The 15889-nt window shown below is 59.5% G+C and carries 14 protein-coding genes and 1 tRNA gene; 10 read left to right on the top strand and 5 right to left on the bottom strand.

The features are described 5' to 3' along the window. The 3 genes from FJ417_RS04910 to FJ417_RS04920 are packed head-to-tail and all read right to left on the bottom strand — an operon-like array spanning window position 1 to window position 3098. Window positions 1–1149 (bottom strand): dihydrodipicolinate synthase family protein, encoded by a 1149-nt coding sequence (locus FJ417_RS04910; RefSeq protein WP_140782683.1) that lies wholly within the window; start codon window positions 1147–1149, stop codon window positions 1–3. A 24-nt stretch (window positions 1150–1173) separates the two neighbouring features. After that, window positions 1174–1956, bottom strand: coding sequence for a 3-ketoacyl-ACP reductase (locus FJ417_RS04915; protein ID WP_140782684.1), 783 nt, complete (start codon window positions 1954–1956; stop codon window positions 1174–1176). Further along, window positions 1953–3098, bottom strand: coding sequence for an acyl-CoA dehydrogenase family protein (locus tag FJ417_RS04920; protein ID WP_140782685.1), 1146 nt, complete (start codon window positions 3096–3098; stop codon window positions 1953–1955). The genes FJ417_RS04915 and FJ417_RS04920 overlap by 4 nt, the downstream gene beginning before the upstream one ends. A gap of 161 nt (window positions 3099–3259) precedes the next feature. On the opposite strand from FJ417_RS04920, the gene FJ417_RS04925 reads away from it, so the two are divergent. From FJ417_RS04925 to FJ417_RS04945, 5 genes are all read left to right on the top strand, one after another. Further along, a complete protein-coding gene (locus FJ417_RS04925; RefSeq protein ID WP_140653935.1) occupies window positions 3260–4276 on the top strand; it encodes an aldo/keto reductase in 1017 nt (338 codons plus the stop codon). Then, window positions 4273–4752: a MaoC family dehydratase gene (locus FJ417_RS04930; RefSeq protein WP_140782686.1), complete on the top strand. Its 480-nt coding sequence runs from the start codon at window positions 4273–4275 to the stop codon at window positions 4750–4752. The genes FJ417_RS04925 and FJ417_RS04930 overlap by 4 nt, the downstream gene beginning before the upstream one ends. A 379-nt stretch (window positions 4753–5131) precedes the next feature. After that, complete coding sequence (locus FJ417_RS04935; RefSeq protein WP_140782687.1) at window positions 5132–5524, top strand: hypothetical protein; 393 nt, start codon at window positions 5132–5134, stop codon at window positions 5522–5524. A 402-nt stretch (window positions 5525–5926) separates the two neighbouring features. Further along, window positions 5927–6631 carry a Crp/Fnr family transcriptional regulator gene (locus FJ417_RS04940; protein WP_140782688.1) on the top strand — a complete coding sequence of 235 codons (705 nt, stop codon included), beginning with the start codon at window positions 5927–5929 and terminating at the stop codon, window positions 6629–6631. 369 nt (window positions 6632–7000) lie between these two features. Continuing rightward, on the top strand, window positions 7001–7711 hold the full coding sequence (locus FJ417_RS04945) for a response regulator transcription factor (protein WP_226891962.1): 711 nt from the start codon (window positions 7001–7003) through the stop codon (window positions 7709–7711). A gap of 283 nt (window positions 7712–7994) precedes the next feature. Here the strand turns inward: FJ417_RS04945 and FJ417_RS04950 are convergent, their stop codons facing one another. Beyond that, complete coding sequence (locus FJ417_RS04950) at window positions 7995–8252, bottom strand: hypothetical protein (RefSeq protein WP_181167072.1); 258 nt, start codon at window positions 8250–8252, stop codon at window positions 7995–7997. Window positions 8253–8508: 256 nt separating this feature from the next. Beyond that, window positions 8509–9324, bottom strand: coding sequence for a response regulator transcription factor (locus FJ417_RS04955; RefSeq protein WP_140782689.1), 816 nt, complete (start codon window positions 9322–9324; stop codon window positions 8509–8511). 607 nt (window positions 9325–9931) lie between these two features. On the opposite strand from FJ417_RS04955, the gene FJ417_RS04960 reads away from it, so the two are divergent. From FJ417_RS04960 to FJ417_RS04980, 5 genes are all read left to right on the top strand, one after another. After that, window positions 9932–11845, top strand: a complete 1914-nt coding sequence (locus tag FJ417_RS04960) for a polysaccharide biosynthesis/export family protein (RefSeq protein WP_140782690.1) — start codon at window positions 9932–9934, stop codon at window positions 11843–11845. A gap of 100 nt (window positions 11846–11945) precedes the next feature. Continuing rightward, a complete protein-coding gene (locus tag FJ417_RS04965; protein ID WP_246687396.1) occupies window positions 11946–13301 on the top strand; it encodes a GNAT family N-acetyltransferase in 1356 nt (451 codons plus the stop codon). 121 nt (window positions 13302–13422) lie between these two features. Further along, a tRNA-Asn gene (locus FJ417_RS04970) sits at window positions 13423–13507 on the top strand. A gap of 615 nt (window positions 13508–14122) precedes the next feature. Further along, entirely contained in the window at window positions 14123–14734 is a 612-nt protein-coding gene (locus tag FJ417_RS04975; RefSeq protein WP_246687397.1) for a 4'-phosphopantetheinyl transferase superfamily protein, read from the top strand. A gap of 92 nt (window positions 14735–14826) precedes the next feature. Beyond that, the gene (locus FJ417_RS04980; protein WP_140782692.1) at window positions 14827–15855 is read left to right on the top strand and encodes a thioesterase domain-containing protein; all 1029 of its coding nucleotides are present in this window, start codon (window positions 14827–14829) and stop codon (window positions 15853–15855) included. Window positions 15856–15889 lie beyond the last annotated feature (34 nt).

Consider the following 15889-nt stretch of genomic DNA (forward strand, 5'->3'; position numbering starts at 1 on the left):
TCAGAGACCGTAAAGGGCAAGCAGCTTGCGCATGCGCCCAGCTGCGAGCTCGGGATCTCCAAGAAGACCGCATCCGTCAGCCAGCTTGAACACCTCCACGAAATAGGGCAGCGGCCGAATCGACTGAGCGCCTCCGAGCATGATGAAATGGTCCTGGAAGCCGTTCAGCCAGGCAAGGAAAACGACCCCGGTCTTGTAGTATTGCGTGGGCGCGCGGAAAATCAGCCGCGCGAGCGGTACGGTCGGATCCAGCGTGGCGTGGAACCCTTGGGTATCGCCCAGACCGAGCCGGTCGATGGCGTAGGCGGCGGCCGGCGCCAAAGGATCGAAGATACCAAGAAGGGCATGCGAGAAGCCCTTCTCGTCGCCCGCGATCAGCTCCGGATAATTGAAGTCGTCACCGGTGTACATCTTAATGCCGGCAGGCAGACGGCGGCGCATCGCGATTTCCTTCTCCTTGTCGAGAAGCGAGATCTTGATGCCGTCGATCCTGGCGATGTTGTCCCCGATGATCGCCAACACCGTCTCGAGCGCATTCTCGAAGCGGTCAGCCCCCCAATAGCCCTTGAGGGCCGGATCGAACATCTCTCCCAGCCAGTGCAGGATCACCGGGCGGTCACAGCGCGCAAGCACGTCGCGATACACCGATATGTAGTCGTCCGGCGAACGCGCCACCGCCGCCAGCGCCCGGCTGGCCATGACTATCAACCTGCCGCCGACCTTCTGTATGACCTCGATCTGTTCGAAATAGGCTCGGCGGACATCGTCGAGCGAGCGTGCATCAGCCGGTCCGAGCTGATCGGTGCCGGCGCCGTTGAAGACGAGCGCGTCCGGCAGCTCCTCCTTGGTCCTGCGGATGAGCTGCAAAGCCGAAGGCCAGTCGAGACCCATCCCGCGTTGCGCGGTGTCCATTGCTTCGGCGATGCCGAGGCCATGCGCGTCGAGGTGGCGCCTGAATGCCATCGTGGCCTTCCAGTCGATGGCGGCGGGGCCGCCGGGATCGCTTACGCTGAAAGGATCCGCCACAACATGGGCCGCCGACAGCACGGTGCGTGGCGCATCGGGGGGCAACCGCGTGGCCGGAATCGCTTTGCCCTGCAGCCGATAATCGGAAAGTCTGCCTGTGGTGTCCGGCAGTTGGATGATCATGGCGTTCTCCCCGGCGCTGCGCAGTCAGAACCGCGGCACCAACATACCCGCATCGACGGCAATGACATGGCCGGTCGTATATGGCAGCTCGCCTGTGGCGAGCGTCGCCATGACGCGGCCGACATCTTCCGGCTTGCCGAGGCGGCGGATCAATGTCAGCCCCTCCTCGTCGATGCGGCGTCGGTAGGTTTCGCTGACCGCCCTGGTCATCGCCGTCTCGACCAGACCAGGCCTGATGTCGTAGACGGCGATGTTCTCGCGGCCAAGGCGGACCGCGAAGACCTGGCTGATCATGGCAGATCCCGCCTTCGATACACAATATTCGGCCCGGGTCTCCGCCACCGCCGTGGCATTGGAAGAGGAGACGTTGATCAGGCTGTAGAAGCGGCCGTCATCGCGCCTGCGGGCGACAAGCCGCCTGGCCCAGCGTTGCGACAGGAAGAACTGCGCCTTCGTGTTGATTGCCTGACAGCGGTCATAGCTCTCTTCCGTCACGTCGAGCGGGTCGCCACGCGAGATGACCGACACGCCGGCATTGTTGATCAGCGTCGACAGCGGCCCGATGGCGGCCTCGACGGCGTCAAGCATGCTTTCGTGCGCACTCAGATCGGCGACATCGCCCGCGATGCGCGCGACCGGAACGCCGAGCGCGGCGACCGCGGCTTCGGCGGATTTCAATTCCTCGTCGTCGGCCGGGCCATTGAGCGCCACGCCGAATCCGCGCCGTGCGAGCTCCAATGCCGCCGCAAGCCCGATGCCGCGGCTCGATCCCGTGACGAAAGCCGCTTGGCGCGATCCGGCACTCACGCCCGGGCTCCATGCTTGAGGAGCTCGCGGGCGATGATCATGCGCTGGATCTGGTTGGTGCCTTCATAGATCTGCGTGATCTTGGCGTCCCGATAGAGGCGCTCGACCTCGAAGCCGCGTATGTAGCCGGAACCGCCGAAGACCTGCACGGCATCGGCGGTGCGCGCCACGGCTATGTCTCCCGCGAAACATTTGGCGATCGAGCAGGCCTTGGTTGCATTTTCCCCCGCATCGATCTTCTCGGCGGCGCTGCGCACGAGCAGACGAGCCGCCTCGATGTCCTTTGCCATGTCGGCAAGCAGCCATTGCACGCCCTGGAAGTCGGCAATCGGCTTGCCGAACTGACGCCGCTGCTGGGCATAGTCGACCGCTGCCTCGAGCCCGGCCTGCGCAATGCCGACGGCCAGCGAGGCTATGCCCACACGCCCCTTGTCGAGCACGCTCATCATCATGTGGAAGCCGCGGCCTTCTTCTCCCAGCAGCGCTTCAGGACCCAGAACGACGTCGTTGAAATTGAGCGCGCCGACCTGGCTGGCCCGCTGACCCATCTTATGTTCCTTCGGCCCGCGCTCTATTCCCTTGACATGCAGATCGACGATGAAGATCGACATGCCGCGATGGCCCGCACGCTTGTCGGTGCGCGCCAGCACGAAACCGACGTCGGCGACCGGTGCGTTGTGGATCCAGATCTTGCCGCCGTTCAGTCGCCACCCGTCCCCGTCGCGCCTTGCGGTGGTGCGTATCCCGGAAACATCGGTGCCGGCTTCAGGCTCGGTGATGCAATAGGCAGCCTTCTTCTCGGCGCGCATCGCAGGCCCCAGCCACTGCTGCCGCTGCGCCTCGGTGCCATGCTGAACAAGCAAGGTGCTGATCAGTTCGACGAGGCCGCATTGATCGGCGACGGACGCATAGCCGCGCGACAGTTCCTCCATCACCAGCGCATAGGTAAGCGTGTCGAAGCCGGGGCCGCCCATGGCCTCCGGGACGCCTATCCCGAAAAGACCGAGCTCACCCATCTGCTCATATATCTCGCCGGGAAAGCGCTCATCCCGATCGAGCGCCTCGGCAACCGGACGAATGACATCCTCGGCAAATTGGCGCGCCATCTCGCGCACCTGCTGCTGCGTTTCGCTCAGCGGCACGGTCGACCTCCGTATGTAACTATCTAGTTACTACTATGCCGGAATCGCCGCCGACGTCAAGCGGCGGACTTTTGCATCGCGAGGCGTTGCCGTGATCAAGTGCTTGCGGCGTCGCGTGAACTTAAATATAAATAACCAGATGGTTACTAATGGAGGATATCATGAAGCCGTCTGGCAAGCGTGTATTCGGCCGGTCCGGGCTCGAGGTTACGGCCTTCGCGTTCGGAACCGCTCCGATCGGAAATTTCCTTCAACCCATAGAGGAGCAGACCGCGGATGCCATGATCCAGACCGCATGGGATGCGGGCGTGCGCTTCTACGACACCGCGCCGATGTACGGCCACGGCCTCTCGGAACTGCGAACCGGGCATTCGCTTCGGTGGAAGAAGCGCGACGAGTTCGTCCTCGCCAGCAAGGTGGGCCGGATGCTGAAACCGGCAAAGCGCTCGCAGATCGACTTCGCGCCGTGGTCGAACGCCGCGCCGAACACCATGAATTTCGACTACTCCTACGACGGCACCATGCGGTCGTTCGAGGATTCGCTGCAGCGCTTGGCCCTCGAACGCATCGACATGCTTTTTATCCACGACATCGATCGGTTCACCCGCGGGGACGAGCAGCCGGAGGTCTTCCGGCAGGCGATGGATGGCTGCTGGAAGGCGCTGGAGAAGCTGCGTTCGGAAGGCCTTGTGAAGGCGATCGGCGTTGGCGTTAACGAATGGGAGGTTTGCCACGAAGCCCTGAAGCAGCGCGACTTCGACTGCTTCCTGCTGGCAGGTCGCTACACGCTTCTCGAACAGCAGGCCCTGGACGCTTTTCTCCCACTTTGCGTCGAACGTGGCGCGGCGGTGCTCGTCGGCGGGGGATTCAATTCCGGCATCCTGGCCACGGGTGCCGTTCCCGGCGCCAAGTACAACTACTCACCCGCGCCAAGCCACATCGTTGAAAAAGTCGCGAAAATCGAAGAGGTCTGCCGCGCACACGGCGTGCCGCTGCCGGCCGCCGCCTTGCAGTTCGTGGTAGCGCATCCGGCCATCCCCTCCTTCTGCGCTGGCACCCGCACCGTCCAGCAACTCGAGCAGAATCTCTCCTGGTTCAGCTACTCTATCCCGGGCGATTTCTGGAAGGACCTGAAGAAGAAGGGACTGTTGCGAGAGGATGCTCCGGTGCCGGCATGAGTGTCGAGCCCAAGGGAAAATCGCTCACAGGCTTCGGGTTGAGCTACGAAGACGTGGAGATCGGCGACCATTTCGAAACGCCTTCCCGAGAAGTAACGGCAACTGTCATCGAGGCATTCGCGGAAATGACCGGTGACCGGTTCGAAATCCATATGAGCGACGTGGCGGCGCGGCGGCACGGCTTCCCGGCCCGTGTAGCTCATGGCTTGCTCGTGCTGTCTCTTGTCGATGGACTGAAGAACAATGCCGTCGCCCGGTTCAGGGCGGTAGCGTCGCTCGGCTGGACGTGGCGGTTTTCAGGCCCGGTGTTCGCCGGCGACACCATCAAAGCGGAGGTAACGGTCGCGGACAAGCGGACCACGCGCAATCCGGCCCGCGCAGTCCTTCGCCTGCGTTTCGTCGTTCGCAATCAGTGGGGTGGGATCATGCAGGAAGGCGAGAACCAGCTGATGATCTATCGGCGAGACATGGCTTGAGGAATCCCGCTTCTGCATCCTCAAGGGTGCAGGCATGCTGTCTGCTTGTCGAGCGTGCGCTCGATCGCGTTGCCGAGATTATTGTAGCGCATCAACCCAAGGCGAGCGGTCGGAGCCGCCGCTATACAGTGACATGGTCATGCGATGTCGGTTCTCCTCGCTTCCCTGCTTCTTTCCGCCGCGCCGCCGGGAGCCAAAGGACGTAGCTGGACATCCCGCTGCAGAAGGATGGCCGCAGATACTCCTTCCGAAGGAACCCGTGTACGGCAGGCCCGGCGGTAAGCATTAAAGCTTAGTCAGGGCGAATGCCCGGAGACTTCGCCACCATGTAAACTCTATTCTCACTCGGATCGGCCGTCTGGGCGCTAGGCGCGAAAAGATGCTTGCCAAAAGTCGCGAGGAACTGGCTGACGAGACCGGGCGCGTTGGTTTTGCCGGTGATCACAGGTTGCTGCCAAAGTTGGCCATCTCTTCGGGCGCGCAGGGCGGTGCTGATAGACGAAGACGGCGATTTGCTTGGCGTTTCAACGCAAGAAGGGGAAACGGTATGGCCAGGCAGATTATGCGTGAGACGTTGGGAGCCAAGGAGGTCCGGCAGCTCAAAGAAGTTTACGACCGCGCTCGGGCCGTCCAAGCCAGGTACGCAGAATCCCACCTTGCAGGCAGGGCAGCAAAAACGCTGATCGATGCCTTCGAAGCCCCCACCGATCCCGACGATACGGCTCTCGATCCTCAATGGCTGAGCAAGGCCGCCCCCAAGGGGAACGCCTGAAGACCAAAACGTTATCATGCATTCGAAGACAGCGGCTGCGGCGGCCCAGTAGCTGGCCTGCCGACCTCACATTTTCGAGGCTCGGCGGGCGAATTCCCAATTGCAACTTTCTGCAAACGGCCAAATGCGCGTTTGGACGCGAAATGCGCAAGCCAGGCGGATGTAAATGCCGCCTCGCCTGAAGGCCGCACTATCGCCGGCGAAGACATCGGCCTTCGATTTCTCCACCGTGGGGGGCTGATACGGAACTTCGAAGTCGCAGCGGCGTTGCAGACGTCGGAGAAGAGTTCTTTTCCGTCGGGCATTGCAACCATACCCAGCTCACTGTGAAGTCGCTCACATCTGGCTTTCAAGAATTATCTATTGTAGGTTGTGGTAGAGTTGGAGAAACTGGGGATCTCCATGCAGACGCTGTCGCAATTCATAGGCCCACGTCCGGTTGGGGGGACATGGTCGAAGACTGAGTGGGCCAACAACGATTTTCTCGGTGTTGCCGCCAGAGCCTACAAACCCCATTCGATCGTATGTCGCCAGGATGACGACGACGATACGATATTCATTGTAAAGTCAGGCTGGACCCTGCTCTACCGCGGGTTGCCGGACGGAGAACGGCAGATCATCGACACTCCCCTTTGGGGAGACATTGTCGGCTTCCGCTCCGTGGACGGGCCCCGGTTCGCTTCGCTAGCCTCCATAACGGATGTGACCGTTTATCCAATACCAAGGAAGGCCCTGGTCGAGGGAATCATGTCCGAAGCTAGCTTCGGCAGCAGGATTGCCCACTCCCTGGCACGGATGAATGCCATTCTAGCCGAGCACCTGGTGAATGTCGGGCGGCGCAACGCAATGAGCCGGACCGCCCATTTCCTGCTCGAATTGGAGGAAAGGCTCTCCAACGTTGGCCTGTCGGCCCACGGGAAGTATGACTGCCCTCTCACTCAGAATGAGCTGGCGGACATCCTCGGAATGACCCCCGTTCACGTGAACCGGACATTGAGGGAGCTCCGCAGTGCCGGTCTCGTCTCATTCAAGGCTGGCCATGTCGAGATTCTTAACCGCAAGAACCTCGTAAAATCGGCCGGATTTGAGAAAGAGTACCTCAGCTAGATCTTCTGGCGGATCCAGCATGCTCCCGCGATTGCCTCCTCGGTTCAAGCAGGAGGCACAACGGCGTGCCTGGGAACCAGCGGCGCAGCGTCTTCAAGGCCTGGTCGGCTTCGCTTATTTGGAATTTTACTAAAAATTAACCTAGGTTAGCGACCGCTAATAATCTCACCCTAGAGTAACGTTAGCAGTTCTTCGCTGGGTAGGCGGGAACTGCTGTGTGGTCAGAATGAAGCGATCCAGCCTTAAACTGGACGGGTGGGATTGCTTTTCCAAATTCTAGAATAAGGGGTAGTCGGCCGCGCGAGGCGGCTGGTATGCAAAAGGGCTGGTAGTATGAGCTCCTCAGCTGGACTGGTTAATTACAACTCTATGAATCAACCAACGGTTTCGAGCAACGGAACCGAAAATGCTCGTCATGAGCAATGCCTTCTCATACTGGATGGAAGGGCCTTGGACCGAGAATGCCTTGCATCGGCCCTCGTAGACCACGAACTCGGCATGGCGGTCGCCGCCATGGGTTCAATCGAAGAATGGCGCATGAAGAAGGGCTCAGCCCCTCCCCTGGTCGCCATACTCTTCAACCTTGGCGGTCGGAAGGCCGCCGATCATGCCACGGCAGACGAGATCAGGCGCATATCGTCTGAGTTCAAATCGATCCCCGTAGTTGTCCTGGCGGACAATGAGGACCTTGCACAGATATTGGCAGCTCTCGAATGTGGCGCACGAGGCTACATTCCGACCTCAGTCGGTATCGATGTGTGTGTCGAAGCGATCAACCTTGCTGCAGCCGGAGGTATCTTTGTCCCTGCAAGCAGCGTTCTCTCCATGCGGCATCTGATCGAGTCAGACAGCCGCGACACGCAGCCTTTGTCGAGAATGTTCACTCTAAGGCAAACCGAGGTCGCCCAAGCGCTCCGTCGCGGGAAGGCGAACAAGATCATCGCCTATGAGCTGAACCTGCGTGAAAGCACCGTGAAGGTGCATATACGAAACATCATGAAGAAACTGAAGGCGACCAACCGCACGGAAGTCGCCTACAAGGTCAACGATCTCTTCACGGAAGGAACTATGCGGAAGTGACGATCCCAAGTCGAGGGACCTCGCTGCAGTGATTGGAGCGGAGTGAAATTGCCTCCGGTCACTAGGCGGGCGGGATCAACCCGTTCTTGATGTTGGACCTACCGCGCCCGCCGGCGCGCCGCGTCAACACGATCCTGCTCAGCTGCAGTCAGCGCTTTTTTGTGCGGCGTGCACGAATTCGCAGACCGAGCGATGGTCGACCTTCAGGCCGCGTTTGCCAAATTCGGCCACCGGAAGCTAACCGCGCGCCGGGTTGCCGAAATCCGCTGATCAATCAAGGGCATTAGGGGAAGGTATGCCTGCCCACCCAGCTTACGGCTTCCTCGATCGTATCGAAATTCTTGTGCTGACCGCTTAGCAACCCGAAGCCTGTCTCGAGGAACCATTTGCCCTTTGTGGAGTAGGCTTCCTCGTCGATCCGAGTAAGGACTGCAACCAGTTGGTCGAATTTCCAGACCAGGAGCCCAGATTCTCCGCCCTCGACCGTTCCAATTCGGGCTTCGTTGAGCGAAAATCCAGGAGCAATTTTTGCGTTGCCCACCTTAATGCATCCCCTCAACTTCAAAGAAGGATAGTGAGATCTGTTAGCTTTGAATGGGCTGCTTCCGTATGTCTTCGCTGTAAAATGTCCCGACGAGACATACAAATTTTTGTTAGCAGATCGTCGGGCGAGTTCAAGCGCTTTCGCTCATGATCCACCGTTAGTTTTTCGCGAGAGAATTTAACTACCAAAGAATTTGGCCTGCCCGAGCTGAGAGCCATGGCGAAATACTCGGGTTCCCGCAACCTGGAGGCGATCACATCGGATGAGTGCTCTCGAGAAAGCGGTACCCCTTTTGCGCTTCAATTAGCTCTTGCGGATCATGAGAGGGTTGAATTGTGATCTTTTCATTCCCTGACAGGCCATTGCCGACGGGGGGAGTGAGCAAGCCATGATTCATCGCCCAAACTGCAGCCTGAGTACGGTTGCGGACCCGTATCTTTCGAAGGATGGCCTTGACATGTACCTTCACCGTAGCTTCGGCGATGTTAATCTTGCGCGCGATGATTTTGTTAGACTCTCCTTCGATTAAAAAATGAAGAATACTTTTTTCACGATTTGACAAAACCGACAGCTCTGTCTCCTCATCCTCCGTTTTAACAGCCGCGTTTGCCAAATCATGTGCCGCATCATATTTCATGCTAGGCCAAATATCTTGAATAAACATCGACGTTTCTGCAGGTAGCACCGTCTGCCCAAGCATAACCAATTCGATGGTTTTGATGAAGGTTTCGCGAGCAGCGGCTTTTGTCAAATACGCGTCAGCTCCCGCACGAAAGGCTGAAACTATATCGTTCGATCGACAGTTATCGGCTAGCGCAACGACATGACTGGTCGGGTAAATTGCTTTAAAGTCTGCAATTTGTGCGAATCCAGCGTTGGCATCAGTACCGCCGACATCCATGATGAGCAAGATGGATCGGTTCTGGGGTAGTGGCTTCTGCAGAAGATCGTGAACACAGTCTGCAGAGGAAAGAATACGAAACTTTTCTGCATCGAGGATTCGAATAAGACCCTCTCGTAGTAACTCGCTCGTTCCCACAAGCACTGTTATAAAAGATTGTCTTGTCATCGCAGCCTTCCTCTGATCTGTGGCGCTCGACCTCTCTTTTGGCCCGTTTGATGTACGAACCCGGCACTCCACGCGCCAACCGCCATGGTTTCTTTTCAGCCTATATTACCTTACGCCACGAAACCCCCATGCCAAGATACCCTCTTTAGGCGCCAAAATACCCTCTTTAGGCTTAGGGCAGCATCGTCGAGATCTATCCGGATTCTCAAACCCGAGACCCTCGATCGGGTTTGCGGCCAGGAGCCGTGGGTGGTGATCGGGGCCCGTTCTCCAAGGCTTGGACGATGAAATTGGAGATGGCCCAGCCGTCCTGCGATTGCATGTTGGGGCCGCAGGCGGTTCGAGACGCTCCGTCGATAGACCAATATTTCCGGTTCTTCGCTGCGTTCGATCGCCTTGTCTCGTTTGCCCGTCAAAGAGGTTCTCCTGCGGCGCGGTAATCTGCTCATTGAACGAGTTCGTGCAAGGCGGTGTTTATCCCGAAGGAGTGCCCACAAAGGGATAGTTGTGCCGCTGGCGGTGAAGGGTCACGATAAGGCAGAGCCTTGCTCGGCTCGACCAGTTCGGGACGGGATGGCCACCATTGAAAAAGCGAAAGACACACGCCATGGCCATGGATACAAAATACAACTCCGAACCCGTCACTTCCTCCTCGTCGCATTTGGCCCGCAGCGGCATGAAAGGCGTCCTGTTTGTCATGGGGCTCTCTGGCGTCGCCGCCCTGGGAGCGGGCGCGATCAAAAACTGGAAGGCCATCGAGGATGTCTCCGGACCCGTGATGCAGAAGGTCGAGGAGGTCTCCGGACCCGTGATGCTGAAGGTCGGGGAGGTCTCCGGAACCTTGGCACAGAAGGTCGAGGATATCTCCGGACCCGTGATGCTGAAGGTCGAGGAGGTCTCCGGAACCTTGGCACAGAAGGTTGAGGAGGTCTCCGGAATTCTGGCACAGAAGGTGTCTGCTGCTATCGACAGCTGGCAAGATCAACCGGCCCAAGCCACGGCCGAACCCTCCCGCGCGATCGTGCCGTTGGCCGCCGCTCTGATCGAACCGAGCGCCGCGCCTACCGTCCTCAGTACCGAGCGCTCCAAAACTCTCAGCACGGGACCGGATGCGTCTACCGCAGCGTTGATCGAAAGGAGCGCCGCCCCTGCCGTCGCCACCAATTCCGAGCGCTCCAGAACGCTCGGCATGGCGCCAGACGTGCCAACAGGAGGCCTGTTCGGCGTCGGCGATCGCCTCAAGGTCGCGTTCTATGAGCGAGTCGACGTCGAGGAAGACAAGTGGGCGGGCGCGTCCTCGGGCTCGGCGCTGGGCGGCATCCTGCAGCGTCCGGAATTGAGCGGCGAATATACCGTCCAGGAGGACGGCACGATTTCCGTGCCCTTGCTTGGCTCCATTGCGGTCGCCAACCGGTCGGCGCAACAAGTACAAGCCGACCTGGTGGAAACCTTCGAACAACTGCTTGGCCGCAAGGGGCTGGTCAACATCGTGTCGCTGGAGCGCTCGCCCATTTACGTGCTGGGGCCGGTCAAGAATCCAGGCTCGTTCAAGTACGCGCCCGGCATGACGATCCTACACGCCATCGCGCTTGCCGGCGGACTGAACCAAGGCCAGAGCGAGCCGTGGCAGAAGATCGAAGCCGTGCGTGAAACCCAGAAGCGGAGCGGGGCGATCGATGCCATGGTGAAACTGCTCGCGCGCGGGGCGGTCCTGGAGGCCGAGCGCGACGGTACGGCGCCCAAGATCCCGTCCCAGTTGCTGGAATTGGCCGGCGCGGTCGAAGCCGCCAACCTCGTCAATGAGCAGAGCGACCGTCGTAGTGCCCTCACCATGGCCCGCAAGTATCGCGAACGCGCGACCCTGACTGCGCTGGAGGCGGCCAAGCAGGATGTCGTCGCGTATGGACACATGGAATCGCTCGACGAACTCGTCAAACTGCGCCAGGAGCGCGTCAACAGTATGCGCACGCTCGTGGACCGCAAAGTTCTCAACGTGACGATGATGGACCAGGCCCAGAGCGAGTTGTCCGACGCGGAACAGCGTCGGCGGGACGCCCGCAACCAGTACGCGAGCGCCAAGCAGCGCGTCGCTTCGCTGGAGGCTGAGGTGTTGCAAACCCGTGCCGACCTCAGGAACGATCTGGAGGTCGAGCTTGAGACGACGGAGAGCCAGATCGCGGCCAATGTACGCGATTTGAACGCCAGCGAAGGCATCCTGTACACGTTGCCGGTGACCCGCGCCCAGTTTGCGGCCCAGTTCGCGACGAACGCGAACAGGGTGACCTATCAAATCGTGCGGCAATCGACAGCCGGGCCGGTCAGCATCGAGTCCGGCGGGATGACCCTGTTGCGGCCAGGTGACCTCGTCAACATCATCGTGGGCGAGAGCCAGCCAGGAGAGCCAGCCGGTTCGCCGGTCCCAACCTCGTCGCCGACCGGCGACAGCTTGCCGGCCGCGAGCACTCTCAACGACGTAGGGCCTGGCCGCGTGCTGGCGGATCAGGTGATTAGTCCGAATTGATGCCTGGCAAAGGATTTTGCCCTGGACATGGCAATTCGCCTCCGGCGGCCGCAACGCTAGTAATCCAGGGCGCGTCCCGCTGGAATCATAACGTGGGGCGTTGGCGAAGTATTTAGCCAATGGCACGGCGTCGAAGACCGAAGCTGCCCTCTCTAGCGACGGCCTTAGTCGTTTGTTTTTTGGCCTTGCTTCAATGTTTTGGCCTGAAACTATTCTATTGGCAAAGTATTTGAAAGATGGGGGCATGTCAGAATCTGGCGACATCTCGGTTGTCGATGCGAAGCGCTATCGTGGTGCTTCAGACGAGCCTGCCATGCCTCAGGATACGGTCATCGACGTTAGCGTGGAGATCTTGCAGAACATCGCAAAACTTGAGACCGATTGGAAGGAGCTCGAAGCGCGAGCAACTCACTCATTCTATCTGTCCTGGCTTTGGATCGGAACTTGGCTGCGGCATCTCCCGGCGGGGGCGCAACCCCACGTTTTAGTCGCTCGGACGTCAAGCAAGATCGTCGGCCTGGCGATTATTTGCCGGCGGAGGGCGTGGAGTTTCGGGCCGCATGCACGAGCGCGTTGGCTGCTCAATGAAACCGGAGACGTTCATTTCGATCGATTGTTCATCGAGTACAACAATATTCTTGCGGAGCGATCCTTGGCCGATGCCACCAGAGTGGCATGCCTCGAGGCTTTGGCACATCACTTGCGCTACTCCGACGAGCTGGTGCTCTCCGGAATTGATCCGGACTTCGAGTTGGCCGCTTGTCGCACCGCGGGTCGGGCTGGGTTCCTTACCGAGGTCAAAGCGGAAGATACGGCACGGTGGATTGATTTCGCCAAAGTCCGGCAGAAAGGCGGAAATTACCGCGCCACATTGGGCCGCAATACTCGCCAAGCGGTAAGCCGTGCCATGCGGTTATATGCGGAACGCGGCCCCATTGAGTTCCGGACGCTAGAAGCGACATCGGAGGCGCTCGCCGCGTTTGATTTGCTCGCCGAGCTTCATCAGGCGCGGTGGAGACACAAGGGATCCTTTGCCAATCCGAGCTTCCGTCGTTTTCACGAGGACCTCATTGCCCGCGGAGTTCCCACGGGGACCGTCCGCATCTCACGGACGCTGGCTGGGGACCAGACAATTGGAGTCTTGTACAATTTCGTGCATGACGGCCGTGTTCTCAACTATCAAAGCGGCTTTCTGTTTGAGCGCGACGGCCGGCTCAAACCCGGGCTTGTCAGCCATGTGCTGGCCATTGAGGACAGCTTCGGACGCGGGGAGCGCGGCTACGATTTTCTGGCAGGCGCCGCCGGGCACAAGTCACACCTGGCCAATGCCGAGCATCCTTTGACGTGGATCGCAATAGGCAGAGACAGTCCAGAGCGCCGCATCGAGGCAAAGCTGCGCGGTGCCAAGCGGGTGCTAGGGACCATTGCCACTCGCATGAGACAGGCCGCGGCTTGAAGTGTCGAGCAAAATAGGAGTTGCCACTTTGTATCAAGTTCTTGGGGCAGGCTCTTGGACCATCGATCGGCAGGTTCGGCAGGCGAGGACAAAGGAGAGGTTGGATTTGTCTAATCTATGTTTCAGCGTGGCGGAATTGGTAGACGCACCGCACTGTTGATGCGACGCCGGAAGGCTTGTAGGTTCGACTCCTACCGCTGGAGCCATAGATTCCAAGTGGCCACGTAGCCACCATGGCCGATCAATCAGTCAGACGAGGTAATCCGAATTGGACCTTAACTGACGGTGGCATCGCAGGCGAAGCGGAGATTGCTTTGATCTGACGCATTCCGCATCCAAGTAAACTGCTCTTTGGCCAGCAGCCTTACTCGTCAGAGCAGGAGAGCAGTGGGGCGCGAGTTCATCGTCAAGATAGATGTCAAGATAAGTTCGCCCGTTTCGCCGCCGACAGACCCTCGCGAGCAGCAGCATGTCTGGGTCTTTATAGCACACCCATACATCAAAATATCCACCGGCCGCTCCTTGCTTTCGTTCTTACGTGATTGTTTCATCGGGAATCCGCATGAACGAGCGTTCCCAGCGATCGGGATCCACGTATGACTTCTGAGTGCTGCCCCGTGCTCGACTTTATCCAATTTTCCGGCGCGGGCGGGAACGATCGCCATGGCGCATTTGGCGCGAGCTGGAATTTTCACGCTGTCTCGGCTCGGCCGGGACGTCGATCAATTCGACCCAGATTCGGCGTCAGTCAGCCTCTTGTGGAGCCGGCACCGCCCCCCTCAAACTCTTTGGATAAAGTCGGGCTGAGACCCGGGATCATAATGCCGGTTCTCGACAAAGATGGTTTGGAGGTCCTGGCATTCATGCTCGATGCTGAGCAGAACGTCATCCGCGAGATAGGCGTTTGCCTCAACGAAGAGGAACGTCGGCGCGCCGAGGGGTTGAGACTGGAGCGGGACCGCCGCCGCTTTGAAGCTACCCGTGGGCTGCTGCGCCGGCTCCTCGCCTCCAAACTGGGAATCTCGCCGTCCGACATCGAACTGGAATATGGACGCCTGGGCAAACCCCACCTCTCGCACCGCATGCCTGCTCGCGATTTGCGCTTCAGCGTCTCACGATCCGGAGATGTCGCGGTCGTCGCCCTTTCGACCAGGGAGGAGGTCGGGGTGGACATCGAGGCAGTTCTGCCGGTGCCCGAAGCGGACGAGATCGCAGCGCTCTGCTTTTCCGCCTCCGAATACGGGTCCTACACCGCCCTTGCTCCGCAAGACCGGCTGGAAGGCTTCCTCCGGCGCTGGACCCGGCTGGAGGCTATCTCCAAGGCCTTGGGATGCGGTTTAGGACAGCCCCTTTCTTGGGAGGAAAGGGATTGGGCTGTCCATAGGTTCGTACCGAAACCCGGGTACATCGGAACCGTGGCAGTCCGGAATTGAGTGGTAGTCCGGAATTGAAATGTCGGCGATGCCATCATTCACTTACGATGCACTGCGGATAAGCGAGGAGGTCAACCAACTCGAGAGGCCCTATGTCGGCGGACTTGATGCAGATCCCGGAGCTTCTCGCAGACCTCGCGGTCAAGGACATCAAGGTCTGGGCAGAGGGCGACCGGCTGCGCTGCAACGCCCCAGTTGGCGCACTGACTGCCGAGTCTTCCGACCAGTTGCGTAACCGGAAGGGCGAAATCATCGCGTTTCTGAACATGGCCACGGCTGCAGCCCGGCAACAGCCAGCAATCATTCCCCTGCAGTCTCGCGGAACACGCACGCCCATTTATGCCGTGCCCGGGCATATCGGGGCGCCCTTCTCATTCTCAGACCTGTCGAAGCACCTGGGTGGCGATCAGCCGTTCTACGCACTCCAACCGTCTGGCTTCGATGGGCAGAGCGAACCGATGGAACGCGTCGAAGATATCGCGGAGTATTTCGCCCGCCAGATCGTCGCATATCAGCCCACCGGTCCGTACATCATCGCCGGTTACTGCTCCGGCGCTGCAACCGCTCTCGAGCTGGCGAAAATCCTGCGTCAACGCGGAGCGGAGGTCCCGTGCATGGCGCTCTTTGGCCCCCTACACCCCATCATCTTTAAGGAATTGCCGCGTCAGCTATATTTCTTTGCCAGTCGCACCGCCGATTCATTTCTGCGAGAGATAGCAAAGCTGCCGACATTCGGCGCTCGTCTCCGGTATTTCGGCAGGCGTCTCGGGAACCTTGGCGGGCACGTCGGCGCCCTCGTGACCCCCGTTCGCAAAAGCAAAGAGCCTGTCACGGCAGATCCGGTGCTGGCGAGCAGAGATCGACTCAAATCCACGGCGATCACGGCTTTGCGGCGGTACATCCCCGCCCCGTATTCGGGTCGAGTATGCATATTCCTTCCGAACAAGGCTTGGATGCGATCGGGTGCGGCGCCGCGCCAATGGCTTCGAGTGATGCCCCAAGCCGAGTTTTATTTCGGGCCCGAGGACTGCAACGATAGCCGTATGCTGGAGGAGCCGGACGCACCTGCCATCGCAGAGCTCTATCGCCAGGCAACCCGAAGGGCTGAGCGATTGACGTGATTGATTTTTGATTTCTGCAATGGAGAGCGTATCT

The organism is Mesorhizobium sp. B3-1-7 (assembly GCF_006439385.1).
Classification (GTDB): Bacteria; Pseudomonadota; Alphaproteobacteria; order Rhizobiales; family Rhizobiaceae; genus Mesorhizobium.